Raw genomic sequence first — 23,473 nt, 5'->3', positions numbered from 1 at the left:
ATGCGCTTTTAAAAACAAATTAATCGTGTATGTAAAATTTTAATTCTTAGTCATACCCCGGTAAGGAACATTAATATCCAGTTTGCCTTTCCATGTATCGGGTACTGGTTTATTAAGTGTCCAGTGAATGGCATTAATCACCAAGCGCTGGAAAGATTCCACCTGAAAATCTTCCGGATGTCCCATGGTGGTAGCAAACACACGGGCACCATTGGCTGTTTTCCAGGTCCAGGCTACCGGGTTATCGGCATAGTTGGGTTTATCAGGATTTACAGCTTTTCCCATCAGCAGCCAGGTGGCCCCTTTCGCAGGATAATCAGGAATTACTTTATACAGCCAGGAACGCACATGAAAACTAGGGTCAACACCTTTCAAAATCGGATGTTTGGCGGCTTCAGGAATGACAGTTACATCGGTGCTGCACTCATGACCACAATGGGTATGATTGGCTTTGCCACCCCATCCGGGAGGCGAGCCTAAGGCAAATTCTCCAAAAGCATTCCATTTTTCCAGCGGATGCCCCGCCGGATAGTTGAAAGAATGGGTACTGGTACGGAATCCCATAATAGGTTTACCAGATTTAAGGTAATCATCAATGTATTTTACCTGCTCGGCTGGCAAACGTCTCCAACGCAGATAAAATACAGCCAGGTCTGCCTCTTTTAAAGCTTCCAATCCGGGTATATTCTCTTCTGCATTCTGGTCGGGAGAAGATTTAAGCACTTTCACCCGCATATTATAATTCTTCTCCAGTTCAGCGGCAATCAAGGGCAAAGTAAACTCACCGCTGTATTCATGATCGCCGGTTACAAATACTACCAGTGGTTTTTTAGATGTAGATTGAGCCCTCAGGCTTGTAGAAAATAAGAGTGCAAAAGCCAGTAGGTAAACAGAAAAGAGGATTACTATTTTTTTTCTCATATAATAGGTTGGTTTGCATGTTAAGTCCGGTTCAGTACCAGAATGAACTGCCTTATCATTCGAATATTACATAAAATTACAGTATGATACAATTTTGAAGTTTTCTATAGACTTATTTAACGGCTTTAGGTATGGTTAGCGTATTTAACTCATGCCCTGCAAAAGCCAAATCATGTAAATATGTTGTCTTATACTCATCGCTATGCGTGATAGCTAAGTATTTATCCAAAATATCCGTATATGTACAAATTTTGTGTAACCTTTTACGAGAAATACGTATACCACCATAAAACAGCTTTTAAAGGCTGCATAAAAACATATTATATTCCATAAGATAAGGGAGGGGACCTATTAGGGAATTAGATTTTTTAATTTGTTGCATTTATTATTACCAGTGTATTGGGCCAATATGGAATTCTGAATGAGCGTGTAAAGCCCATACATAGCACAACATGAACGAAATAGTATTGTAGTCGAACATAAACGTATATTACCCGAAAAAAGGCTTCTCATGGAAGCCTTCTTTTTTATTGTATCTCCAATAAAAACTGACATTTATAAATCGTATGTTCTCTCTGCTATTCAGGCATTAATCATCAAAATCTTCCGGATCGGGCATGCAGCCTCCTCTTTCCGAGCAATCCTGATCTTCGTCATCATCCCAGTCGTCGTCATCGTCTTCATCATCATCCAGCCAGTCATCTACGTGGTCGAATGTGTCATCATCATTATCGTAATTTTCCATAAATGTTATTTTCTGAAATATACAGTTGAAACGCTTTTTCCAAGGTTGCCGTTTCCTTTTATAAGAATATGTGCCTGATTATGTCATGCTCAATTATAATGTTGTTCTGTCAGGTTACGTTTCTGTGTGACTCCATAACACTGTTGTTCTGTCATTTTACAAGTCTGTTCTATTCACTTACCGTTCTGTTCAGGGTATGTACGCTGCTGTTCTAACTATGTACTATTCTGCGCTGGCTTCTGACAACCTTGTTCTACCTTCTTGCAGGCCTGTTCTGGTTATTTACTATGCAGTTCCGGTTATAAACTTGTATTATTACAATTGCACATGAATATGATCGTCGTGGCGGACAGCCTGGCAGCCATGAAAACGGATATTTTGATACTTTTCCAGATGCAAACGTTGCCTAAGATGAGGCTCGATAAATAATTTACCTATGGAACGATGTTTCACCAATATGGTAATAAGCATTCTGGTACGTTCGGCATCGAATGCCATTTTCTTTTTATTTCCCTCTGGAATAATTTTGTTTAATAACCCATATTGCCAATATCCTTTCGCCATACAAACGGCAGGCATATTTGTTTCGCCAGGCTGCGGAGGCTCACTCACACCATACCCTATAAACGAAGGGGATACGGCCTGTAGTTTCTTACCAGTAGCCGGTTCCTGATAAAAGAATGCAAGATCTACCTTACGGCCATCGTTGTGACTTAAATGAGGAACCAACGGAAACCCATCTGCAAAGGGAAAGTTTGCATCCAGATAACAAGTAATGCTCCCAGGATACTTTTCCTGTAAAGTCTTTGAAACAGAAATTAAAGTTTCTTTCAATTCTGTTTTTATATAATGCCGGTTAAGCACACAAGTCAGTAAAGTAAGTGGCTGCAAGGAACTAATTTTAGTAATACCTATGGGTAATGGTACACGGCCTGTTCTGGCAGCAATTACAGGAATAAGTGTGAAAGAAATAAGAGTATATCCGCTTATGAAAATTCCAGTTTTGTACAGAGTTGCCATTCCTTTGGAGGAAATGCGCCGGGTTACATAGCGAAAGAAAGGAATGCACAAAAGAAGAATAAATCCCCCTACCTGCGTAATGATGGTAAGTAGAACAAATAGAGTTGTATAGCCTATAAACCGGTTTATTTTCATTGTAAAGCGTGATCTTTTCTGCTATTTATAATCGTTTACTACTATTGAGAATGTACGTTTAGCATCACATTTATAAATTTTATTATACAACTTAGATGTTTCTCTATTTCTCCTGTTTATTGCATAAGTTATAAGGCTTATGGTCTATCTTTTAAGTACTTATAATTTTAACTATTCGAAAATGGTTGCTGGTGCAGCTATAAAACAGCTTTTTTTGTGTCATTAATAGGATTGAAAAGGACAATAGTATAACAAAAACGAGCACTAGTACGCAGCAGCGGCATCTCAGTAGATAATCCTACATTGAAACATTTTTGCAAATTATTACAAAGGCAATATTGCATGGATTTGTGTATTTTTTAATCGGACACAATAAGTTTACTTTCATCTATTGTATCACTTTAAACAACCAGTACAATGAGATCTTATAGTAATCACGAAAAGTATTCCGGCATTTATGCCTACGAAATCGGACCTGATCACATTAAGGTACTATTCAGAGATGGTGCTCTCTATAAATATACCTATGCGAGTGCAGGGCGTTCTAATATCGAAGCCATGAAGCAGTTAGCAATCAGTGGCGCAGGGCTAAACAGATATATTAACACGCATGTTAAGAGAAATTACGTTAAACTTTAATACACACAAAAGGGCCGGATTAAATCCGGCCCTCATTTTTTAATAAATTCTTCTTTCTTCCTCCCGGAACTTTTCATTTCTTCTATCCGAGCTTTTGTCAGGCTATACATAAGGACTGTGTTTTATTTCGTTGATTTTGTCAATTTCCGCCAGCCTTCAGTAAGAAAACCAATGCCATATCCAAAAAGCTGCACAAAAACCGCAGCAGTGCTTAATATCCCTACCTGTAAACTTTGATTTTTACGGGTGGCATCAATGAATATCAGCAGGATATATACTCCCAGCAAAACAAGCGCTGTTTTAAACAGGAAACCGGAAAATAAAGCCAGCAAAGGAATGCTCATACAGAATAAAGTAAACAAAGCCGGGAAAGTATGAACAGTTTTTAATTCTTTGGGAAAGTACCTGGAAATATTGATGCGGGCCCGTCCGAAAAAATGCAGTTGTTTGTAAAACTGGCTGAAACTTGTACGCCGTTTATGATATACATAAGCATCTTCAATCAGTCCGGTTTTAAAGCCATGTTCGATGATGGAAATGGTGTAAATAATATCTTCTCCCATGCGGGTAATAATGTAGCCGCCTACCGTTTCATATACTTTGCGGGAGAGCCCCATATTAAAACTTCGGGGATGAAACGGCCCTCCTACCCTTTTTTTATTTCCTCTGATGCCACCAGTGGTAAACAGCGAAGTCATAGAATAACTGATGGCTTTTTGTACTGGTGTAAAACTTAGATGCGCCCGGTCAGGACCGCCATAGGCATCCAGCGGAAGAGCATTCAGATAAGCCTCTACTGTAGCAAAATAATGTTCGGGAATAAGGCAATCAGAATCAAAAATCACAAAATAATCGCCTGTGGCCCGTTCAAATCCATAGTTGCGGGAAAAGCCTTGTCCGCTGTTTTCCTTGTAAAAATACCGGATGTCGAGTTGTGAAGAGAACTGGTCTACAATGGCATCACATTTCTTCACAGACCCATCTTCAATCACCAGTACCTCAAAATTCCGGTAGGTTTGCCGGGTAAGTGTTTCCAGTAATTCCCTGATTTCATCTGGCCGGTTATATACCGGAATAATAATAGAATATCTACGCAAGAGAGAAAGCAATTGAGAGATTGAGTGTATGTGTGATTGAGTGATCAAAGGTAAATCAATTCACACATTCGCTCAATCACTCATTCACCTATTTTTAATAAGCGCCCTGGTATTTACGGATGCCCCATTCGATGGTAAGCAGAGTCATAAATAAGAAGAAAAGCCATTTCAAATGAATAAGCTCCAGCAATTCTTCGCTGCTCTGAATAATGTCAGGCGGCGGATTGGCAGAAAGCGAAGCGGCCAGGTCGTTGAATTGGGTAGGCAAGTAAAAACGTCCGTTGGTCTGTTCAGCTAACTTCTTCAGCAGTGTATGATCTGCAGTAGTATTCAGGGCTTCCAGTTGCAGGTCTTTAACCGTAAACTCTCCGGTTACCTGTTCAGCTTTGCCTTGCACCTGTGCACTGGCTTTGTAGCGGTAAATACCTTTGGTTAATCCACTGATTTCAAAGCGGGGATTATCTTCGCTGTTGGTAAAAGTATATTTATTGGTTTGATTCTCATCATCAGTAAGTTCGAGAGTAATAGGAATTCCATAAATCCGCTCATAAATATCATTATAGGTTTCTGCCTCAAAAATTACCTTTTCGGAATCCAGGAACTCATCGGCAATGGGATATACTCTAAGTTTACGCTTATCTTCTTTGGCGGAAAGATACTGTACCAGTTTACTCACCAGGTCATCTACGGCATCATGCTTTTCCGTTAAGTTGAATTCTTCCAGCCGCCACTCCCACAAGCCATCCCCCATCAACGTTGCCGATTTACGGGTTTTATCGGTATGCACCACCAGCAAAGGCTTATTAGTAACCAGATTACCAACCCGCTGGTACAACAATACCTCAGCACTGGCCGGCACTTTATATTCACCAAACGGAACAGCCACCGGCGGCAGTTTCTGTAAGGTATTAGCCTGCTCTGGTGAATATTTGAATATATTAAAACTACTATTGAATACCGGCGTTACCTGGTCTACCTGCCCCATCCGGCTGCTGATTTTTACTGCATTATTGCTGCCATTAAGCTGCCCAATATTGGTCTGTGCGCCTACAATGTACCACACTGGTGTATTGCTATCAATAAACTTACGGGCCATTGCCAGACCATTATTATAATTATCCGGAATCTGATGCAGGATGAGCAAATCATACTTGCTTTCTTTGGGCGTAGCTTCACCAGCAATTACAATCTCCAGCTGGTAGTTTTCATTTTTTTCCAGAATACTTTTAATCGCTTTTATGTCCGGATGCGGAGTAAGTGCCAGCAGCAATATCTTTTCCTTGCCATCAATTACATCAATATACGCATCCCGGATATTATTCTGGGCAGTGAATTCACCGTCTGCCGCATCTATTTCTACCGTATAATGCTGCATGCCTTTTACATTGGCTGTATGCACAAAATTTACTTCCTGCACATCATTATTGCCCCGGAAGGATACATTCTTTTTTTCAATTACTTTTCCATTCTGTTTGAGTGAAACAGCCGCCAGTTTGCCGGCATATCCGGTACTATGCACCTCCGCTACCACCGGAAATTTATTTCCCAGATAGGTGATTTTATTAAAATAGAGGGTTTTCAGATTTAAGTCCCGTTTGGGTATGGTATCACCTAAAGCTACCGGATAGATCGGGAAATTATAGGGTAAATATTCCGGCGAAGATCCCTGGTTATAAATACCATCTGATACCAGCACAACTCCAGCCAGGTTGCGGTTGAGGTAGTTACTCTGAATATTACTCAGCATCTGGCTCAGGTTGGTTGAATTGCCGGTAAATGTATTGCGGCTCAGGCTGGTACTATCTGTAGCGGAATTAAGAAACTGTATATCTACATTGATTCCTTTATCCTGTAAGGTCTGGTTAAAGCTGCGGATGCCTGATAACAAATTATTCAACTGGGCTGAGTCTGAAGTAAGTGCCACCGATTGTGAATTATCAACAGCCAGCACAATGGTAGGCTTCTCATACGAATTTTTTACCTGTTTGATAAAAGGGCTTAGTAGCAAAAAGCATAATAAACTCACTACTACAAAGCGGCAGGCGGCTAATATCAGATTGAGATTTTTTCCCCAGACTGGCTTTTTCTGGTATAAAACGGCTGCATATACCGCACCCACAACCAGGCAAAGCAGTATAAACCAGGGTGAAGAAGATATTAATAATTGAAAACGTTCCATAGTCGGGTATTTACTAAGCGCAAGCTAACAATGCCATACGCTGCAACAGAGGCATCAGTACAGATTAGGCATTGATGTGTTAAGTTAACATAAATTACAGATTATAACGAAAATGGCTTTATTTGATTGTAATTTTTTGCAGATGTTGTAAGGCTAAAAATGTAATCGCAATCGAGCCAGCCACACAAATTTCTCCGGTGAGTATTTTGCCTGGTACTTCGGCCAATGGTATTTTTTCAATCACAATATTTTCGGTGGCATCCAGGTGCTGTTCATGGGTTTGTTCCACCTGCTGCGCCAGAAACAGGTGAATGCGGTTGGTATCTTTGGTCGGATTGTCGAAAACGGTAGAAAGCCTGGTGATTTGTGTAGAAGTATAGCCGGTTTCTTCCCGCAATTCCCGTAAAGCGGCTTCCTCGGCAGGTTCTTTGTCCGAATTAAATACCCCTCCCGGAAGTTCGAGTACTATTTCCTGAATCCCATGTTTATACTGCCGCACAAAAATAACCTGTTCATCAGCCGTAACCGGAAACACAATCGCTACCTCTGCCCGGACACTTACAAAATAATCATCAATAATGCTTCCATCCGGCAAGCGAACTTCATCCCGGCGGAGTTTATACCATTTATGTGTAAATACAGGTTCAGATTTAAGGGTTTCCCACTTTTTAATTTCAGACATAGATTGAATTACTGAATTAATGAATTACTGAATTACTGAATTACTGAATTACTGAATTACTGAATTACTGAATTACTGAATTACTGAATTACTGAATTACTGAATTACTGAATTACTGAATTATAATAATTATTTTTATTTATTCTGACCTTCTGTAATCCTGTCATTCAGTAATTTCTTTGCGTAAAAATACGTTTTAGCCGCCAATGCATCATCATAGGTATACACTTCTTTGTGGCGGTGCTGGTGAAAAAAGCTAACCATGGCAAAATCACCTATACAACCGCTCATGTGCAGCAGCAATGCGGAGAGGAAAACAAATTCTGTTTGAACGCCAGAGAGTAAAAAGCCAATTAGCAATATTATATTGATAACCACACAAGGCGCAAAAGCCACGAAATAAAAAGCTTTCTTTCCAGCAACAAACCGGTCGGCCAGGGCATAAAATATCAACTTACGCCATTGGGCTACATAACTTACTTTCTCAGCACCTACTTTCCGGTACGCCAGCCCATGAATCCACTCGTGCAGAGGCAATAATATAAAGAAGAATAGGGCAAAACCCAGGCTGGCTTGTAACAATACATCTATTCCTTGCAATTGTCCATTGCGATAACGTAGGAAAATGACAAGCGCTACCAAGCATACTATTGCAATGTTAAGAGCATAGAAAACCGTGCGGATGCTGTTTTTGATCCGTAATTGAGCTTGTACAAATGCAAGCAAATCCTGGTGGGCAAGTTCCCGGAGTAAGGTATATTCTTCAGGATTGTGCAGGGTTTCCGGTTGTAAGCTCAAGGGAAAACGGATTATAAAACTCTTATATTGACAATTTTAACTTTATATAGAATTGACAACATGAAAACAATCGTTTCGACTTAAAGTTTGCTTATAACGGGAAAATATCTTATTTACGAAACTACCGGCCATTTAAAAGTAGATTGCAAATTGATTCTTCTTCCGGATTCCTGGGAATTTCTGGCCGCTTCGATGATTTCCAGTACATGCAGGGAATGTTCAGCGGCAATGAGCGGTTCTTTGCCGGTAGCCAAACTTTCTGCAATTACCGAAGCACCCTGTTGCCACACGTAGGTTTTTGGATCAGTTTCATAGCGGACTGTTTTTTCATTTTCCATCGTTGCCATATCTACGCCAAAAGGTGCCCAGTCATAGCCGACCAGGTGCATGTTCCCCCTGGTTCCTACAATAGAAACTGTGGGCCGCTCCTGTCCTTTGCCCTCATGTCCATACGGGTCAAAATAATTAAAACCGCTTTGTACATGCGATAATACCCCATTATTGTGTTCCATCAGGATCATGGCATTATCTTCAGCATCCACTTTAATTTCGCCTTTATTCTGTGTTTTACGGGTGGGCGTAATAATATTGAGCATAGCCATTACCGATTTTACTGGTCCCAATAGGCCGGTGAGCGTAGCCAGGTTATAGACCGCCAGATCTGGCATGCTTCCACCAGTTTTTTCGTAAAAAAATGCTGACCAGTCTGGTCCCAGGTGGCCATAGTGAGCATGGGCAGCAGCCACTTTACCTAGTTTTCCTTCGGTTAACATACGGGCCATAAAGGCAAACTGCGGACTATTTACCACAGCTGGCGCTCCCCAGATGCGAAGTTTTTTCTGTTTAGCTAATTCTAAGAGCGCCCGTCCTTCCTGATAGGTATTGGCCATAGGTTTTTCGCTCCATATATGCCTGCCAGCATTCAAAGCTATTTTATTTAACCGTCCATGTTCCTGCATATCGGTCAGGTTTACCAGCAAGTCAAATTTGCTGCCTGCCAGCATCCGGTCTATGTGAGGATACGCATTGGTTATTTTATAGGTCTGAGCCGCTTTTTTCGCCCGTTCCGGAATAATATCGCAGGTAGCCACCAGTTCCACATACGGCGATTTTGATAAGTGTGGCAGATACATGTTTGAGACACTTCCACAACCGATTACCCCAACTTTAATTTTCTTTGCGGGCTGAACATTTCCTGCGGATGTAGCCAATGGAGCCAGCATAGCAACTGTGCCAAATTTTCCACAAGTAGTTAAGAATTTCTTTCGGGAGATAGATTTCCGGGAATTCATATGGGTATAGGCTAAGTCAGGTTATATGATAAAGGTATGTATTGAATCCACTGTGTATTACTAAAATTTTTCAGCAGAGGCTAAAGCGTAACTAGCTTTTATAATTGTGCTCGAAGCCAATATTAAGTTCAAGAATTTAAGCTTAGCAAGCAAACACGACACCTTCAAAATATTCTGCAGATGGGTTTATTATTTTATGTACTTTCCTACCTGTTACATAATAATTGCCTTCTGCCAGTTTTCCAGACTAACAGAAGACAAGATGATTTATCAGTTTATAGACTGGAACATCATCACAGCATCTGATTATGTTCTAGTCTATTGATTAGACTACTATGGCTTTACTGTTCCGGAATTGATTGAATTTTCCCTTTAACAGCAATTTACCTAACCACATAGGCCAGATAATAGCCAGAAACAGATAGCCATTCAGGCCAATTTCAGCCAGCAGTTTCCATTCCAGTATATTACCCAGGCCATCAAGCAAACAGCAAATTCCAGTGAGTATAGAAATAAAACCAAAGTGTCTAAAAGCCGGGTATAGCACCAGACCTGTACCTACCCACCAGACACCGGCAACTACTACTTCCAGCATGTTCCATAAGCCATCATTCACCAGAACAGTGATACTTTTGAAAGCAACGCTGATCATTTCCTGCTCTGAGGAACTTGCTGCCAGATATTCTTTCATCAGATGCGGCCACACTACCGCCAGAATAGCGGCTCCAATAGCTCCAACCAGCACATAAGAAAGTCCGCAAAAGGTAAGCAACATATGCCATTGGGTTTGTTTTTTCAGGAGCTGATGCAGATAAAAAATTGCAGGCAATAGCATCAGATAGTATCCAAACATATCCAGTATGCAGAACCACTTGGCATACGCATATTGGTGAGATACCGCAAGCAGTTGTGTTGGACTGGAGAAAAGGTCAATGTTGAATTCGACCACAATCATTCCCAGCAGCAGGCAAGCCAGGCATAGTATGCCAGAAACAATGGAGATTATACCTACTTGTTTTTCAAAAGAAGCAGAAGTCGTCATATATTTATCGGGTTTTATAAAAGTAAAATTGCAAACAAATGACCTCTGCGCACAAGGATACTTTGCGCCAATATCTGGGCAATTCATGCCAATCTCATATACTCTGTTAGAGAATTATGTATCCTCTCCCCGCATTCGCCTTACAAATCTGTATATTTAATCTCCGTACTTCGCCACATAAAATAACTCTTTAACATAGCTTATATGTCTAACACACCCTACTCCAGAAGAGGATTTGTAAAAAACACCTTCAAAGCAGGTACACTGGTTACGCTGCCTTCATTATTGCACGGACAACCGCAACAAGCTGCGGAGAAAAAGAAAATTGTGGTAGTAGGCGGTCATCCGGATGATCCTGAAAGCGGAGCTGGTGGTACGATTCCCTTACTTGTGAAGGCTGGTCATGAGGTGACGCTGATGTATTTTACAAATGGAGATGAAGGCATAGCAGGTAAATCCCATGAAGAAGCTGCCGCTATCCGCAAAAAAGAAGCTACAGAAGCCTGTAAAATTCTCCATACCAAACCGCTTTTTGTAAATCAGGTAGATGGCGAAAGTATTATTACTAATCCGGAGATGAGCAGGTTTCAGAAATTGCTCTGGGCAGAAAAACCGCATGTTGTATTTACGCATTGGCCCATAGATTCTCACAAAGACCATCAACTGGCTAGTGTATTAACCATTCAAGCATGGATGGAAGCACCGCAACCTTTTACTTTATATTTTTATGAGGTGTGTACCGGTACTCAATCTTTTGTGTTCCATCCTACCGATTATGTAGATATATCGGATACCCAGGCCTTAAAATACAAGGCGCTTGCCTGTCATGCCAGTCAGCATGTGATTGGTAAGGATGGAAAATATACGCAGGAAATGTATGATTGCGGCCATCCGGCTATGGAGGACTTTAGAGGAAAAGAATTAGGGGTGAGAGCTGCCGAAGCATTTATCCGGATGACCGGAAAGGGAATGGGCAAATTAATTATCTAGCATATAAATTTCTGATTCATTCATAGCCAACAGAAAATCCCTGCTCACACGAGTTATAATGTAAACAGGGATTAATCTAAGCTTAATTTCAGAGTTATGCAGGTTGTAGCTGCCTTTTATCTAATTCATTCCAGATAAGCGCACTGGCACCTAGTACAGCTGTATTGGCACCAACTAATCCTGAACCCAGTATTTTAACTTTGCCTTTATATAAACCCATGATGTATTGCTCCATGTATTTGCGGGTAGGCTCAAACAGGTAATCGCCAGCTCTAGTGAGGCCACCAAATAAAATGATAGCTTCCGGCATGGCAATCGCTACTACATCAGCCAGTTTCAATCCGAGAATTCGGCCAGTATACTCAAAGGCTTCAATGGCTATTTTATCGCCTTTCAAGGCAGCTTCTGTAATCATTTCCCCGGTTAAATCATCGAAGCTTACTTTGCGGAGAGGGCTGTCTTCAGTATGGTCGGCGAGCAGTTTATATACAGTCCGGCGGATACCAGTTGCAGATACATAGGTTTCCAGGCAGCCTTTTTTTCCACAGCCACACATGCGGCCATTCACTTTCACCGTCACGTGCCCTAATTCACCTGCAAATCCATCTGCCCCATACATAATGTCGCCATTCACGTAAAAACCACTGCCCAAACCTGTGCCCAAAGTAACCACCAGAAAGTTTTTCATTCCTTTGGCTACACCATATTTTAGTTCACCCAAGGCAGCCGCTTTAGCATCATTGGTTAATACTGCTGGGATTCCATATTTTTCCTGTAGTATTCTGGCCAAGGGCACATATTGTTCCCAGTTCAGGTTGGTAGGCTTTTCAACAGTGCCTTTATAATAATTTCCGTTGGGCACTCCCATGCCAATGCCTTTCAGTTCTGTAGTATCAGCAATACTTGCATAGGTTTTTTCTATGGTTTGGTACAGCCGCTCTAAAAATAAGGAGAGTTCTTCTGCCGGCCCCACTTCTACTGGCGCTACGGTCGGCATACTGGTTGCGACTAGACAGTTACCGGCCCTGTCTACAAATCCGATTTTCGTATTGGTCCCTCCAATATCAATTCCTAAGGTAACCTCTGTTTTGCTCATAGGTAATCAGCTTGTGCTTGATTCGTGTATAGAAAAATAAATGAATTTCAATCAACCGTTCTCACATACTTTTATGATATCCGGCAGGGCGTGAATATAGAAATAAATTAAAAAGAGTAGAAAAACTCCGTAATATAAATTATTATTGCCTGGGTTAAAAGTACATCCGTTGCCTGTAGCTGCGCTTACTATAAACTTATCAGCCTAAAATAAGTATAAGTAATTCAAGAAAAGAAAGCAGTCGTAATTTCCATTTATTCTGCCTTCTCACCTGATTTTTATTCAGCGTAAAGTGTATTTATACTCTTTGTCCCTAATTACATGATCTGTATTTCCTCACCCGGTTTAATTATATTTTCTGCTGTTCATGGAAAATAAACATGCGCTGACACAAGTTACCCCGGCTGGTTTGCTGGTAGCTCTTGGTATAATTTACGGGGATATTGGTACCTCTCCCTTATATGTAATGAAAGCCATTATCGGCGAAGGCGGCACTATTCAACCAGATGTAGTGTACGGGGGAATTTCCTGTATCGTATGGACACTTACTTTACAGACCACCCTTAAGTATGTAGTGCTTACCTTGCGGGCAGATAATAATGGGGAAGGTGGCATATTTTCCTTATACGCTCTGGTAAGGCGTCATGCCAGATGGCTTACCATACCGGCTATTATCGGAGGAAGTGCCCTACTGGCAGATGGGATCATTACACCTCCGATTTCAGTGGCTTCTGCGGTGGAAGGCTTACGCATTCTCTATCCTCAGATTCAAACCATACCTATCATTATTGGCATTCTCACACTTTTATTCCTGTTGCAGGGATTCGGAACCCGTATTGTTGGAAAAGCCTTCGGACCCATGATGCTCGTCTGGTTTCTGATGCTGGGCACTCTGGGTGTTATTTCTATTCTCGAACACCCTCAAGTTCTGAAAGCTTTTAATCCGTATTATGCCTATGAACTATTAGTAATTTATCCTGGTGGATTCTGGCTGCTGGGGGCTGTATTCCTGTGTACTACTGGTGCCGAAGCATTGTATTCCGACCTGGGACATTGTGGCAGAGGAAACATAAGGATAAGCTGGATATTTGTAAAGTCTTGTTTACTGCTTAATTATTTTGGGCAAGGTGCCTGGCTGATCACACAATCCGGGAAAACGCTGGCACAGAATCCTTTTTATTCGATTATGCCTGAATGGTTTCTGATTTTTGGTATTGCCATAGCCACAGTTGCTGCCATTATTGCCAGTCAGGCACTCATTACCGGTTCGTTTACGCTGATTGGTGAGGCCATTCGACTCAATTTATGGCCAAAAGTACGCTTGCGGTACCCTACTCTTTCAAAAGGACAGGTGTATGTACCAAGTGTAAATAAATTATTATGGGGTGGTTGTGTAGCTATTGTAATGTATTTTGAAGAATCAGAAAATATGGAGGCTGCGTATGGTCTGGCCATTACGGTTACCATGCTGATGACTACTATCTTATTCTGTTATTATTTATACACCCGGCGCTATGCTACTACAGGTGTATTCCTTTTTCTGCTTACCTATCTTACGATCGAACTTTCCTTTCTGGTAGCCAACCTGATAAAATTTCCACATGGTGGATGGGTTTCATTAGCCATCGGAATCGTACTCATTGGGGTAATGTATATATGGCTTAGGGCCTATCGCATTAAACTCCGGCTAACAGAATATGTGCATCTGCACGATTATATTCCTGCGCTGAAAGCCCTCAGCGAAGACCGCACTGTGCCCAAATATTCAACACACCTGGTATTTATGACCAATGCCAACCGTACCAATGACATTGAATCTAAAGTTATTTATTCTATTCTGCAAAAACGTCCCAAACGGGCCGATATTTACTGGTTTGTTCACGTAGAAACGCTCGATGAACCCTATACGATGGAGTATGAGGTACATACCATTGTACCCGATGATATCATCCGGGTTACTTTCAGGCTGGGATTCCGGGTAGCACTGCGTATTAATCTATTTTTCAAAAAAGTGGTAGAGGATTTGGTAAAGAATGGCGAAGTAGACATAACCAGCCGCTATGAGTCGTTAAACAAGCAGAATGTGACTGGAGATTTCCGCTTTGTTGTACTGGAAAAGTTCTTATCTTTTGAAAATGACCTCCCCTTCTGGGAACGCATGACTATGGATGCTTACTTTTTTATCAAGAATTTTACTACGCCTGAAGACAGGTGGTTTGGCCTGGATACAAGTTCTGTAAAGATTGAAAAGGTTCCATTGGTTATCAGGCCAGTAGAAAATGTACCCCTCATACGAATAAAATAAAAGTTAGGTAATAGCAGTTACTACCTAAAAAACGTATGATATAAAACGGGCTTCACCAAGTTACAGCAAGGCCCATTTTTATTGTTGAATACTTACGCTATTATAAACCACCAAAGGTTGCGTTTCGTTTACCGGGTTTGTATCCGGAAGCCTGCTGCAAGAATGCATCTGCTCCCCTTCTGGCTAGTAACTGCGCTAGTCCAACTGCCACACTACTGGCTACTGTCCAGGCAATGGCTTCTTTCCAACTGGTATCAGGGGAAGCGGGATTTAGGGGAGGATCATTCTTCATTACTTTTTTCCAGCTCTTATTAAGCAATGAACGTACAGCAGTTCCCGCCAGGGTAGCTGAACTTGCAGCCACCATACCCAAAAGTTCTTCACTGGATAATTTATGTTTTTTTTTCTTCTTTTTCTTCTTCATAAGACATTACTTAGTTTCAATTGCTTTTAGTGTATACTGTCATTAGTCACTGAAAGTTAGAAACATAGTAAAATAATTTATCAGAGATTTATCTGACCTTTGCCTCAATTGAGAAAAACTAAGGCGAAAGCACCACTCCTTTTTCATTTTTTTGAAAAGGATTGGTGCTTTCGTTCTGATCAGGCACACTGCGAACTGTTAAAAAGGTGGGTTATCATCTGGAGCAGGGCCACTCGAAGGAGGTACACCACGGTTTGCCCGGCTACCTAAGGTAATCGTTCCCGGAGGCATATCAAATTCTGAAGGTATTGCATTCATTTCCGGAAAGGTAGCACTGCCAAAAGGAGACAGATTTCCAGTATCCATATCAGCAAACTTGGTAAATTTACCCACAAATTTAAGCTGTACGGTATCCAGAGAACCATTCCGGTGTTTGGCTATAATCACCTCTCCCATATTGGTAGTTGGATTACCACTTTCATCCTGTGTAATGCCATAATACTCAGGACGGTACAGGAATATAACCATATCCGCATCCTGTTCAATTGACCCGGATTCACGCAAATCCGAAAGTTGTGGCTTTTTCTCCCCTCCTCTTGTTTCCACAGCCCTACTCAACTGCGAAAGTGCAATCACTGGTATATTTAATTCTTTGGCAATATTTTTCAGTGCCCTGGAAATAGAAGCAATTTCCTGCTCCCGGTTTCCGCCACCCCCTTTTCCGGATGAATCGCCAGACATAAGCTGCAAATAATCGATAATGACGAGTTGAATATCATGCTGAGCTTTTAACCGTCGGCATTTAGCACGTAATTCAAGTATAGATAAGGCTGGCGTATCATCAATAAAGATAGGGGCAGATTCCAGGTTCCGGATTTTATAATGCAATTGTTCCCACTCGTATTGAGCCAGGTTTCCCTTCTTAATCTTTTCACTTTCCAATTCCGCTTCCGCTGAAATAAGCCTGTTTACGAGCTGCACCGATGACATCTCCAGAGAGAAGATAGCCACTCCCATATTAAAATCTACCGCTGCATTCCGCATAGCCGATACTACAAACGCTGTTTTTCCCATGCCCGGCCTGGCAGCTAGAATTATTAAATCCGACCTTTGCCAGCCTGAAGTAATGCGGTCTAAAGCGCTAAAACCAGTTGGAACTCCTGTTAATCCATCTTCATGGTCCTTTTTAGCTTCCAGCTCTTTAATAGCCTGCTGCATTAGGGTACGCATATCGGCAAAGTTCTTCCGGATGTTGGACTCTGAAATTGTAAACAGGTTTTGCTCGGTACGGTCCAGGAGTTGAAACACATCTGTTGTATCCTCAAAAGCATCCCGTTGAATTTCAGAAGCGATAGTAATAAGTTCCCGTTTAATGGATTGCTGGGTAATAATACGGGCATGCGCTTCAATATTAGCTGCTGAGTTCACACGGGAAGTAAGCTCAGTAATATAAAACGGTCCACCTGCCATTTCCAGCTTAGCAGTGGCTCTGAGCTGCTGGGTAACCGTAAGAATATCTACCGGTTCAGATTGTGCAAAAAGGTCTAATATAGCACGGTAGATCTCTTTATGGGCATCTTTATAAAAACTCTCGGGCTTCAGAATATCTACAACGGTAGTTAATGCATCTTTTTCAATCATAAGCGCCCCCAGCACAGCTTCCTCCATTTCCAGGGCCTGGGGTGGAAGTTTACCCATACCAGTATCCAGAAGACGGTTTGCACCTATTCGTGTACCAGTATTTGAAAATGCTTTTCTAAACTGTTTTCCTGAATCCATAATAATAAAACTAATCAATCGTAGGCACAATCGGAACCGTATCTGTTATAAATTTTCACGGCTGTATTGTAGACAGAAAAACCCTGCCTGGTGTAAACCGCAGGGTTTTTGTACCGAATTATTTTTTAAACAACTGACTACCTGCCAGCTGCAAAAGCCTGTATAAACCTCCAGTTAAACCTGCTCGCTGATCACAATTTTTTCGATTTTATCGCCTTGCCGGATCTGGTCTATTACTTCCAGGCCTTCCACTACTTTTCCAAAACAAGTATGCTTACGGTCGAGGTGAGATGTATTTTTTCGGCTGTGGCAGATGAAAAACTGAGAGCCCCCAGAATCTTTCATGCCTGTATTGGCCATAGACAACACTCCTCTATCATGAAACTGGTTACCCCCAGTAACTTCATCCTTAATAGTATATCCAGGACCGCCACGGCCTGTACCCGTGGGGTCGCCACCCTGGATCATAAAATCAGGAATTACTCTATGGAAGATGGTGCCATTGTAATAGCCTTTTTCAGCCAGATCAATAAAATTTTTCACTGTAATTGGCGCATCCTGCTCATAAAACATTATTTTCATCACGCCTTTTGCTGTATGCATTTCAGCCGTTTTCATAGAAAGGTAATTTAGTGGTTGAATATAAAATATTAGACCTACAAAGATATTCTTGTATATGTATAGACATCTAAAATAGATACTGCTCCGTTTCGATAATGAAATGGGGTTACAAATCTAAAAGAAAATCTTTATTTGTAGCAGGCTTTACTATAATAAATCAGGAGCTGATAAAAGAATAGGAATGGATATTTTGTAGCGTGCCGACCATAATTTTAGCTTACAAACAGGAAAATTATAAACCAATATTGTTAACCCACTCAATTGTAATATATTAGTAATTGAAATATGGCAAATGATACCAAACAAACCCTTCTACAAGCTGCTGAAGGTTTACTCTATCCCAGTGAATCAGATTATCCGTTCGAATATTTTGAATGGCAGACCACGAGCGACAAGCTAAGCAAAAAGGAAATGCGTCAGCTAAGTGGCTTATCAACAGGTGTGCCAGTGCAAACTATTTCCCTGGATAAATTCTTTGAACCGGTTACTCAGGTTCAGGATTGGTACGGAGAGGAAGAGAAAGCAGGCACTGAGAAATTTAAAAATCTCAGGCAGGTGTTGGAAAGCAATCTGCAAAATATTCAGGTATTTAAAGCCGGTAAGGTAGAGGCTACTGTCTATATAGCTGGTAAAGATGCCCAAGGGAAGCGAGCAGGTTTATCTACAAAAGTGGTGGAGACTTAACAATAAAAAACCTGCCACTTATAAAATGGCAGGTTTCAGTTTCTATTCTTAACTATGGCAATACAGAAAAATCTGTGTTACTGCGTTTTAATTGCTACGGAAATTATATCCACCGTAGAATTGTACTTTCAGGGCATCTTTGCTGATATAATCCTGTAATAAATCTTTGGCTTTCTGGTGATTGAAGTGGAAAAGCATTTCACGGTAACTCAGTTCACGATTTACAGACTTTCTGTATTTGTGTTCTAATTTCTGCACACACTCAAAAATTACTTCTACCATATTCTGTGCTTCCTCTTTTTCCAACTTCAACTGGTTAATGGTAGCTTCCATTTCTCTTATCTTTTGCTCTAATTGTTCCCGTGTCATTGCTGTATTATTTAAAGGCTTGTATGTTCTGTTTCTTTCCGAAATATCGATACTATATAAAAGCAATGCACCTGTAAATATATACTTATGCTTACATAAGAATTTTTTTGGCTAAAAATCCGGATTTATATAAAATGATAGTTAAATGCCCGTAGTTTTTGAAATTTACCTATAGTTTAGTTCAACATAAATGAATCATAAAATAAGAGATAAGGATTACTTTGCCTGATTACACAAAAAATATTACGTACCATAATTACTTATCACCTCTTTTTATCCAATTTTCATTTCAGCTGGCGATGATTATATTAAAAAATTTTACTCCTAACTAAACAAATACAAAATCTATAACTCGTTAAATATCAGCGCTAAAATTATTAATATGTATTTTATGGAATTCCTTTCCTAGTATTTAATTAAGCAATAACTAAGGCGATAAGAAAGCCACCTTCCGGACTTTCCAAAAGGTGGCTCATGTAAATAAATTAAAATTAGCTATTGATTATCAGATTTTTTATCACTGCTTGTCTCTATATTGCTATTACCACTACTGCTATTATTCCCCTGACCTTTTTGCTTATCATTAACCCGGTTTGAATTACCATTATTTGAATTGTTCCCGTTTTTATTGGCATTATCCCCATTATTGGTAGAGTTGGTTCCAGACTGGCTGTTTTGTAGAGAATCTATTCTCATACTTGGCGTCGCCACTGAATCTTGAATGGGAGTTGCTCCAGTTGGCTGTCCATCACTACTTCCCCCTATAGTTAAAGTATCAGCAGGATCATCATTTCCGTTGGTGCTTGCATCCGATTCATTATTTATATCTGTCTGGTTGCCGTTAGTTGAAGAATTGCCGCTATTACCAGTTCCGCTATCACAAGAGTATAAGTAAGTAGATAAAGTTACTGCCATTATACAAAGGCTATATCGTAATTTGGTTAATAATCCTTTGTTAAAATTCATAGCTGATTTAAGGTTTAAATTAGAAATTGGCTTATGTTAGTTAGGTTTTAAAATTTCTGCTGAACAGAATCTGTAGTTGATGTTGAATTATTCAGCTGAGTAGTATCTCTATTACCCATGCCTGGTGTTTCTAAGGTATCAGGAGGCGCAGCTGTATGATCCTGGTCCATGCCGGAACTATTATTATTCAATTGCTCTTGTTTCATTTCCGTCGACTCTGAATTCTGGCAAGCCAACATACTGATACATAAAAACAGGATTACACCTAGTTTCTGAAATTTTCCATCAAAAGTTATCATGCTTTTCATTTCACTAATTTCTTTACGCACTGTATTGTTACTTTATTCCTAATATGCATTATTGCAAGAAAGAAGATTATCTTCTCCGGCAAAAACTAAAATATTATATCACTACAGCGAACCTAAAAGCGTATAAATGACATTGCATACGTTAGGATATAATCTTATGTATTTATAAAATTTACACCTGCATTAATTTACGCAAAATAAAAAAGATAGGTTTTATCAAAAATTGAAGAAAAATATATGATCAGGCATTTATCATTTATTCCTGCCAGAGGGATGGCACTTTTCCCGTTTATTTTAGTAAAATACCACAAAGATCTAACGGATGAGAGGCTGATCAGACATGAAAAGATTCATATTCGTCAACAAGTTGAACTGCTGGTAATACCTTTTTACTTTTTTTACCTGATAAACTATCTATGGAACCGGCTAAGAGGTCAATCTCATTTGAATGCGTATCTGAACATATGTTTCGAGCGGGAAGCCTATACGCATGACGATGATGCATATTATTTAAAATACCGCAAATGGGGAGCGTTTTTAAGGTATTTATAAGGTACTTAAAAGTAAAACAGCCAGCGATGAACCAGCTGTTATGTTTATTTTTGGTGATACACTTTCACATTAAATATTAAACTTTGCAGCTGCTTGATCTGTTCTGGCCGTTTCAAGTCCTTTACATAATTTTTCCCGGAAAGCAATACCGGTTCTGGCAGAGAATCTACAGGAATTGAATCAATCAGACTAAGAAGATACTTGGATTTAATAGCAAAAGCAGCACCTTCTACAGCTGTATTTTTACCTGTAATCATACCTATCAGATTACCCTTTTCATCCAGTAAGGGGCCTCCACTATTTCCTGGGTTCACAGGTATTGATATCTGATAGGCTGTAGTATCTCCTTCAAAACCAGTTTTTGAACTAATTGAACCTTCCCCAAAAACCATATCTTCTCTGGGAAATCCAAGTGTATACACAGGTTCTCCTAAATCCGCCTCCTTAATTTTAAAACCATATGATACTCTGACAGTTGATGTAAAATCCGGATCAGTGATTTTCAAGATTGATATGTCACTTAATTTATCACTGTAAACTTCCTTTACTTTGTATCGACATAATTCGTCCATCCTGGATTCAATAAACACTGAGTCTGCCCCATTGATTACATGATAATTAGTTACCACATAGCCATTAGAAGCGACCATAAAGCCAGTGGCACTATAACTGACAGGCCGAACTTCTGGTTGTATTTCAGGTACAGCACTTGCAATATTTCGCTGCGTGACCTTAATACTATTTAACTCTCGTTTTAACTCTTTGTAAAAACTGATCTGGCGGTTTTCTAGTGAACGCAGGTAATCCATCGTAAACAGAGTGCCAATCACTGTAATAACCGCCACCGAAGCAGCTACCGCCATAGTAGGCAAATGTCTCTTCCAGAAAACCTGTACACTATATTTATTTAACCTGCGGCCTTGAGAGGTTGTATCCTTTGCCATCTCCTGATGAAAAACGTCTAGCTTTTTTTTAAGCTGCGAACGGTTTCCATACAGCTTTAAGCTATCCATTAGTACCTGATGGGTACTTAATTCAGCAGCCAGTTGGGGATTATCTCTTAATTTTTGTTCAAAAATACTTCTTTCTTCTTCGCTAAGCTGACCAGCCGCATAGCGTTCTATCCATTCATATTCATTCATAGTGTTCATATCTTATAAATCTATTCATTTTGGTAACCTGAAAAAAATATCTTTTTTAACCGCATCAGACATTTATATTTCTGGTTTTTGGCATTGTCAGCATTGGTATAACCCATTTTATCGGTAATCTGCTGCATGGTAAAGTCATGTATAAAAAAATCTTCAAGTATAGTCCTGCAAGGCTCTCCCAGTTTTTCCATAGCCTGTCGCATCACCTTAAATTGAATATCCTTTTCTTCAATCTCAGCATCTTCTTTTACAAAAGGCACAAAACTTTCGAAATCTTCAACTTTACCCACATATCTGCTCTTTTCAGCCAGTTTCTTCAGCCATTGCCTGCGGCAAACAGAATAGATATAGGTTTTAATTTTACAGGTTAACTCAAAATCATCTCTTTGTACATTTTCATATAAAATTATAATAGCTTCCTGGTAAATATCTTTTGCCTCCTGTTCTGTACCACTATTGCTGAGTATAAAATGAAGAATCATCGGAAAATGGAGTTTATATAACATTCCAAGTGCCCTTTCATCACCTCTTTTCAAAGAAGCCAGCAGTTCTTCATCCGGTTGAAGCAGCAATCTGTTCATGAAAATTTCGTTTAATACGAAGTTACTAATTTTGTAACCTGCAAATAATAAATCTTTTTTGGGTTACCTTCGTATAGTTCCTGTATTAAACCCGAAATTTAACTTTAACCTTAAAACCGTAGATTATGAAAAAAATAATGTATGCAGCTATGATTGTTCTTGGAACAATTAGCTTTTCAGCTTGTGAAAATAAAGGTACATCTGATGCAGAAGCTGATGAAACAGTAGTTGAAACAGACACTACTGCTGTAGAAGTTGAACAAACAGTAGTTGAATCTGACACAATCACGAAAACAGAAACCATTGAAACTGATACTACTAAAAACTAATAAGATAAATAATAGCCTTATAAAAAAAGCTTACCTACTTAGGTAAGCTTTTTTTATAAAATTTTTATAGAAAGGCTGGGTTACCTCCCTGTAAGATTTGTATTAATCCGGAATTTATCGAAAACTAAAAAAACTAAAAAATGAAAAAAATACTATTTGCAGTAATTTTCGCTTACGCAACTGTTAGCTTTTCTGCTTGTGAAAACAAATCCACTTCTGAAGGTGAAGCTACTGATACCACTACAGTAATTCCTGCTGAAACTGCTCCTGAAGAAGTTACTCCCGCTGACACTACTTCTACTGATACTACATCAGTTAACTAATTTTAAAGATTTCATACAAACAAAAAAGCCCGGTTGATAACCGGGCTTTTTTGTTTGTATGAATTGAAATCAAATAACTTTTAAATCCTCTTTAAACTTCTCAATCAGATCATGTTGGAACTGATTGATTACTCCTCTTTCAGGGTCCGAAGTTCCATGGCTGGCATCTGCTACTGCTTGCAGTATATTGACTAAATGTTCATATTCTCTGGCAGGTCCATGTTCTTTAAAAATATCTAAGGCTTTCTTATATACATGTTCCACCGGATGATTTTTCTGGGCTTCATATTTAAAAGACCATACAATATCTTGTGCCCAGCTATGGTTTTTTAGAATTTCTTCTAATGCTGAAACTTCCTCACCTTGCACAATACCATCTGCTTTAGCTACAGCATAAATTAGTTCTCCAAAAGCTTCATATAATTTTTCTTTAGTAACCATATAA

26 protein-coding genes are annotated in these 23,473 nt (G+C 39.9%); 7 read left to right on the top strand and 19 right to left on the bottom strand.

From position 1 onward, the window contains the following. Positions 1–39: 39 nt before the first annotated feature. The 3 genes from GXP67_RS24780 to GXP67_RS24770 all read right to left on the bottom strand — a co-directional run bounded on the left by GXP67_RS24780 (position 40) and on the right by GXP67_RS24770 (position 2,821). On the bottom strand, positions 40–921 hold the full coding sequence (locus GXP67_RS24780; protein ID WP_162445611.1) for a ThuA domain-containing protein: 882 nt from the start codon (positions 919–921) through the stop codon (positions 40–42). Positions 922–1,510: 589 nt separating this feature from the next. After that, positions 1,511–1,666, bottom strand: a complete 156-nt coding sequence (locus GXP67_RS24775) for a hypothetical protein (protein ID WP_162445610.1) — start codon at positions 1,664–1,666, stop codon at positions 1,511–1,513. A gap of 315 nt (positions 1,667–1,981) precedes the next feature. Further along, entirely contained in the window at positions 1,982–2,821 is an 840-nt protein-coding gene (locus GXP67_RS24770) for a hypothetical protein (RefSeq protein WP_162445609.1), read from the bottom strand. Between the two features lie 417 nt (positions 2,822–3,238). On the opposite strand from GXP67_RS24770, the gene GXP67_RS24765 reads away from it, so the two are divergent. Further along, complete coding sequence (locus GXP67_RS24765; protein WP_162445608.1) at positions 3,239–3,460, top strand: hypothetical protein; 222 nt, start codon at positions 3,239–3,241, stop codon at positions 3,458–3,460. A 122-nt stretch (positions 3,461–3,582) separates the two neighbouring features. On the opposite strand, the gene GXP67_RS24760 is transcribed toward GXP67_RS24765, so the two are convergent. The 6 genes from GXP67_RS24760 to GXP67_RS24735 form a co-directional block, all read right to left on the bottom strand. Next, positions 3,583–4,557, bottom strand: coding sequence for a glycosyltransferase family 2 protein (locus tag GXP67_RS24760; RefSeq protein WP_162445607.1), 975 nt, complete (start codon positions 4,555–4,557; stop codon positions 3,583–3,585). Between the two features lie 94 nt (positions 4,558–4,651). Continuing rightward, entirely contained in the window at positions 4,652–6,736 is a 2,085-nt protein-coding gene (locus tag GXP67_RS24755; RefSeq protein ID WP_162445606.1) for a VWA domain-containing protein, read from the bottom strand. Positions 6,737–6,854: 118 nt separating this feature from the next. Continuing rightward, positions 6,855–7,418: an NUDIX hydrolase gene (locus GXP67_RS24750; protein ID WP_162445605.1), complete on the bottom strand. Its 564-nt coding sequence runs from the start codon at positions 7,416–7,418 to the stop codon at positions 6,855–6,857. Between the two features lie 135 nt (positions 7,419–7,553). Beyond that, positions 7,554–8,216 (bottom strand): DUF3267 domain-containing protein, encoded by a 663-nt coding sequence (locus GXP67_RS24745; protein ID WP_162445604.1) that lies wholly within the window; start codon positions 8,214–8,216, stop codon positions 7,554–7,556. Between the two features lie 113 nt (positions 8,217–8,329). Then, positions 8,330–9,508, bottom strand: a complete 1,179-nt coding sequence (locus tag GXP67_RS24740) for a Gfo/Idh/MocA family protein (RefSeq protein WP_162445603.1) — start codon at positions 9,506–9,508, stop codon at positions 8,330–8,332. A gap of 325 nt (positions 9,509–9,833) precedes the next feature. Continuing rightward, complete coding sequence (locus GXP67_RS24735) at positions 9,834–10,550, bottom strand: hypothetical protein (RefSeq protein WP_162445602.1); 717 nt, start codon at positions 10,548–10,550, stop codon at positions 9,834–9,836. A gap of 204 nt (positions 10,551–10,754) precedes the next feature. Here GXP67_RS24735 and GXP67_RS24730 point away from each other — a divergent pair, with 204 nt between their 5' ends. Next, positions 10,755–11,540 carry a PIG-L deacetylase family protein gene (locus GXP67_RS24730; protein WP_162445601.1) on the top strand — a complete coding sequence of 262 codons (786 nt, stop codon included), beginning with the start codon at positions 10,755–10,757 and terminating at the stop codon, positions 11,538–11,540. Positions 11,541–11,634: 94 nt separating this feature from the next. Here the strand turns inward: GXP67_RS24730 and GXP67_RS24725 are convergent, their stop codons facing one another. Next, positions 11,635–12,636, bottom strand: coding sequence for an ROK family protein (locus tag GXP67_RS24725; RefSeq protein WP_162445600.1), 1,002 nt, complete (start codon positions 12,634–12,636; stop codon positions 11,635–11,637). A 367-nt stretch (positions 12,637–13,003) separates the two neighbouring features. On the opposite strand from GXP67_RS24725, the gene GXP67_RS24720 reads away from it, so the two are divergent. Then, the gene (locus tag GXP67_RS24720; protein WP_162445599.1) at positions 13,004–14,941 is read left to right on the top strand and encodes a KUP/HAK/KT family potassium transporter; all 1,938 of its coding nucleotides are present in this window, start codon (positions 13,004–13,006) and stop codon (positions 14,939–14,941) included. Positions 14,942–15,041: 100 nt separating this feature from the next. Here GXP67_RS24720 and GXP67_RS24715 read toward each other — a convergent pair whose 3' ends face one another. The 3 genes from GXP67_RS24715 to GXP67_RS24705 all read right to left on the bottom strand — a co-directional run bounded on the left by GXP67_RS24715 (position 15,042) and on the right by GXP67_RS24705 (position 17,762). After that, a complete protein-coding gene (locus GXP67_RS24715; protein ID WP_162445598.1) occupies positions 15,042–15,365 on the bottom strand; it encodes a DUF4235 domain-containing protein in 324 nt (107 codons plus the stop codon). A gap of 198 nt (positions 15,366–15,563) precedes the next feature. Then, positions 15,564–17,144: a replicative DNA helicase gene (dnaB, locus tag GXP67_RS24710; RefSeq protein ID WP_394351946.1), complete on the bottom strand. Its 1,581-nt coding sequence runs from the start codon at positions 17,142–17,144 to the stop codon at positions 15,564–15,566. A gap of 174 nt (positions 17,145–17,318) precedes the next feature. Beyond that, complete coding sequence (locus tag GXP67_RS24705; RefSeq protein WP_162445597.1) at positions 17,319–17,762, bottom strand: peptidylprolyl isomerase; 444 nt, start codon at positions 17,760–17,762, stop codon at positions 17,319–17,321. A 288-nt stretch (positions 17,763–18,050) separates the two neighbouring features. On the opposite strand from GXP67_RS24705, the gene GXP67_RS24700 reads away from it, so the two are divergent. Next, positions 18,051–18,449 (top strand): nuclease A inhibitor family protein, encoded by a 399-nt coding sequence (locus tag GXP67_RS24700; RefSeq protein WP_162445596.1) that lies wholly within the window; start codon positions 18,051–18,053, stop codon positions 18,447–18,449. 87 nt (positions 18,450–18,536) lie between these two features. On the opposite strand, the gene GXP67_RS24695 is transcribed toward GXP67_RS24700, so the two are convergent. The 3 genes from GXP67_RS24695 to GXP67_RS24685 form a co-directional block, all read right to left on the bottom strand. Continuing rightward, on the bottom strand, positions 18,537–18,818 hold the full coding sequence (locus tag GXP67_RS24695; RefSeq protein WP_162445595.1) for a hypothetical protein: 282 nt from the start codon (positions 18,816–18,818) through the stop codon (positions 18,537–18,539). Positions 18,819–19,313: 495 nt separating this feature from the next. Further along, positions 19,314–19,784 (bottom strand): hypothetical protein, encoded by a 471-nt coding sequence (locus tag GXP67_RS24690; protein WP_162445594.1) that lies wholly within the window; start codon positions 19,782–19,784, stop codon positions 19,314–19,316. Positions 19,785–19,831: 47 nt separating this feature from the next. Continuing rightward, the gene (locus GXP67_RS24685; RefSeq protein WP_162445593.1) at positions 19,832–20,092 is read right to left on the bottom strand and encodes a hypothetical protein; all 261 of its coding nucleotides are present in this window, start codon (positions 20,090–20,092) and stop codon (positions 19,832–19,834) included. Positions 20,093–20,329: 237 nt separating this feature from the next. Between GXP67_RS24685 and GXP67_RS24680 the strand changes: the two genes are divergently transcribed. Beyond that, positions 20,330–20,644: a hypothetical protein gene (locus GXP67_RS24680; protein ID WP_162445592.1), complete on the top strand. Its 315-nt coding sequence runs from the start codon at positions 20,330–20,332 to the stop codon at positions 20,642–20,644. A 44-nt stretch (positions 20,645–20,688) separates the two neighbouring features. Here GXP67_RS24680 and GXP67_RS24675 read toward each other — a convergent pair whose 3' ends face one another. Then, positions 20,689–21,795 (bottom strand): S1C family serine protease, encoded by a 1,107-nt coding sequence (locus tag GXP67_RS24675; protein ID WP_162445591.1) that lies wholly within the window; start codon positions 21,793–21,795, stop codon positions 20,689–20,691. 11 nt (positions 21,796–21,806) lie between these two features. Then, a complete protein-coding gene (locus tag GXP67_RS24670) occupies positions 21,807–22,376 on the bottom strand; it encodes an RNA polymerase sigma factor (RefSeq protein WP_197901562.1) in 570 nt (189 codons plus the stop codon). A gap of 125 nt (positions 22,377–22,501) precedes the next feature. Here GXP67_RS24670 and GXP67_RS24665 point away from each other — a divergent pair, with 125 nt between their 5' ends. Together GXP67_RS24665 and GXP67_RS24660 are read left to right on the top strand one after the other, a co-directional pair. Further along, entirely contained in the window at positions 22,502–22,705 is a 204-nt protein-coding gene (locus GXP67_RS24665) for a hypothetical protein (protein WP_162445590.1), read from the top strand. 140 nt (positions 22,706–22,845) lie between these two features. Continuing rightward, positions 22,846–23,028 carry a hypothetical protein gene (locus GXP67_RS24660; protein ID WP_162445589.1) on the top strand — a complete coding sequence of 61 codons (183 nt, stop codon included), beginning with the start codon at positions 22,846–22,848 and terminating at the stop codon, positions 23,026–23,028. A gap of 69 nt (positions 23,029–23,097) precedes the next feature. On the opposite strand, the gene GXP67_RS24655 is transcribed toward GXP67_RS24660, so the two are convergent. Next, a complete protein-coding gene (locus GXP67_RS24655) occupies positions 23,098–23,469 on the bottom strand; it encodes a TerB family tellurite resistance protein (RefSeq protein WP_162445588.1) in 372 nt (123 codons plus the stop codon). Positions 23,470–23,473 lie beyond the last annotated feature (4 nt).

It is taken from the genome of Rhodocytophaga rosea (assembly GCF_010119975.1).
GTDB lineage: Bacteria > Bacteroidota > Bacteroidia > Cytophagales > 172606-1 > Rhodocytophaga > Rhodocytophaga rosea.
This window is presented reverse-complemented; position numbering and strand designations above follow the sequence as displayed.

Coding starts and splice junctions, on each gene's coding strand:
- GXP67_RS24780 (WP_162445611.1), bottom strand. CDS start 921: ATGAGAAAAAAAATAGTAATCCTCTTTTCTGTTTACCTACTGGCTTTT.
- GXP67_RS24775 (WP_162445610.1), bottom strand. CDS start 1,666: ATGGAAAATTACGATAATGATGATGACACATTCGACCACGTAGATGAC.
- GXP67_RS24770 (WP_162445609.1), bottom strand. CDS start 2,821: ATGAAAATAAACCGGTTTATAGGCTATACAACTCTATTTGTTCTACTT.
- GXP67_RS24765 (WP_162445608.1), top strand. CDS start 3,239: ATGAGATCTTATAGTAATCACGAAAAGTATTCCGGCATTTATGCCTAC.
- GXP67_RS24755 (WP_162445606.1), bottom strand. CDS start 6,736: ATGGAACGTTTTCAATTATTAATATCTTCTTCACCCTGGTTTATACTG.
- GXP67_RS24750 (WP_162445605.1), bottom strand. CDS start 7,418: ATGTCTGAAATTAAAAAGTGGGAAACCCTTAAATCTGAACCTGTATTT.
- GXP67_RS24740 (WP_162445603.1), bottom strand. CDS start 9,508: ATGAATTCCCGGAAATCTATCTCCCGAAAGAAATTCTTAACTACTTGT.
- GXP67_RS24735 (WP_162445602.1), bottom strand. CDS start 10,550: ATGACGACTTCTGCTTCTTTTGAAAAACAAGTAGGTATAATCTCCATT.
- GXP67_RS24730 (WP_162445601.1), top strand. CDS start 10,755: ATGTCTAACACACCCTACTCCAGAAGAGGATTTGTAAAAAACACCTTC.
- GXP67_RS24725 (WP_162445600.1), bottom strand. CDS start 12,636: ATGAGCAAAACAGAGGTTACCTTAGGAATTGATATTGGAGGGACCAAT.
- GXP67_RS24720 (WP_162445599.1), top strand. CDS start 13,004: ATGGAAAATAAACATGCGCTGACACAAGTTACCCCGGCTGGTTTGCTG.
- GXP67_RS24715 (WP_162445598.1), bottom strand. CDS start 15,365: ATGAAGAAGAAAAAGAAGAAAAAAAAACATAAATTATCCAGTGAAGAA.
- dnaB (WP_394351946.1), bottom strand. CDS start 17,144: ATGGATTCAGGAAAACAGTTTAGAAAAGCATTTTCAAATACTGGTACA.
- GXP67_RS24705 (WP_162445597.1), bottom strand. CDS start 17,762: ATGAAAACGGCTGAAATGCATACAGCAAAAGGCGTGATGAAAATAATG.
- GXP67_RS24700 (WP_162445596.1), top strand. CDS start 18,051: ATGGCAAATGATACCAAACAAACCCTTCTACAAGCTGCTGAAGGTTTA.
- GXP67_RS24695 (WP_162445595.1), bottom strand. CDS start 18,818: ATGACACGGGAACAATTAGAGCAAAAGATAAGAGAAATGGAAGCTACC.
- GXP67_RS24690 (WP_162445594.1), bottom strand. CDS start 19,784: ATGAATTTTAACAAAGGATTATTAACCAAATTACGATATAGCCTTTGT.
- GXP67_RS24685 (WP_162445593.1), bottom strand. CDS start 20,092: ATGAAAAGCATGATAACTTTTGATGGAAAATTTCAGAAACTAGGTGTA.
- GXP67_RS24680 (WP_162445592.1), top strand. CDS start 20,330: ATGATCAGGCATTTATCATTTATTCCTGCCAGAGGGATGGCACTTTTC.
- GXP67_RS24675 (WP_162445591.1), bottom strand. CDS start 21,795: ATGAACACTATGAATGAATATGAATGGATAGAACGCTATGCGGCTGGT.
- GXP67_RS24670 (WP_197901562.1), bottom strand. CDS start 22,376: ATGAACAGATTGCTGCTTCAACCGGATGAAGAACTGCTGGCTTCTTTG.
- GXP67_RS24665 (WP_162445590.1), top strand. CDS start 22,502: ATGAAAAAAATAATGTATGCAGCTATGATTGTTCTTGGAACAATTAGC.
- GXP67_RS24660 (WP_162445589.1), top strand. CDS start 22,846: ATGAAAAAAATACTATTTGCAGTAATTTTCGCTTACGCAACTGTTAGC.
- GXP67_RS24655 (WP_162445588.1), bottom strand. CDS start 23,469: ATGGTTACTAAAGAAAAATTATATGAAGCTTTTGGAGAACTAATTTAT.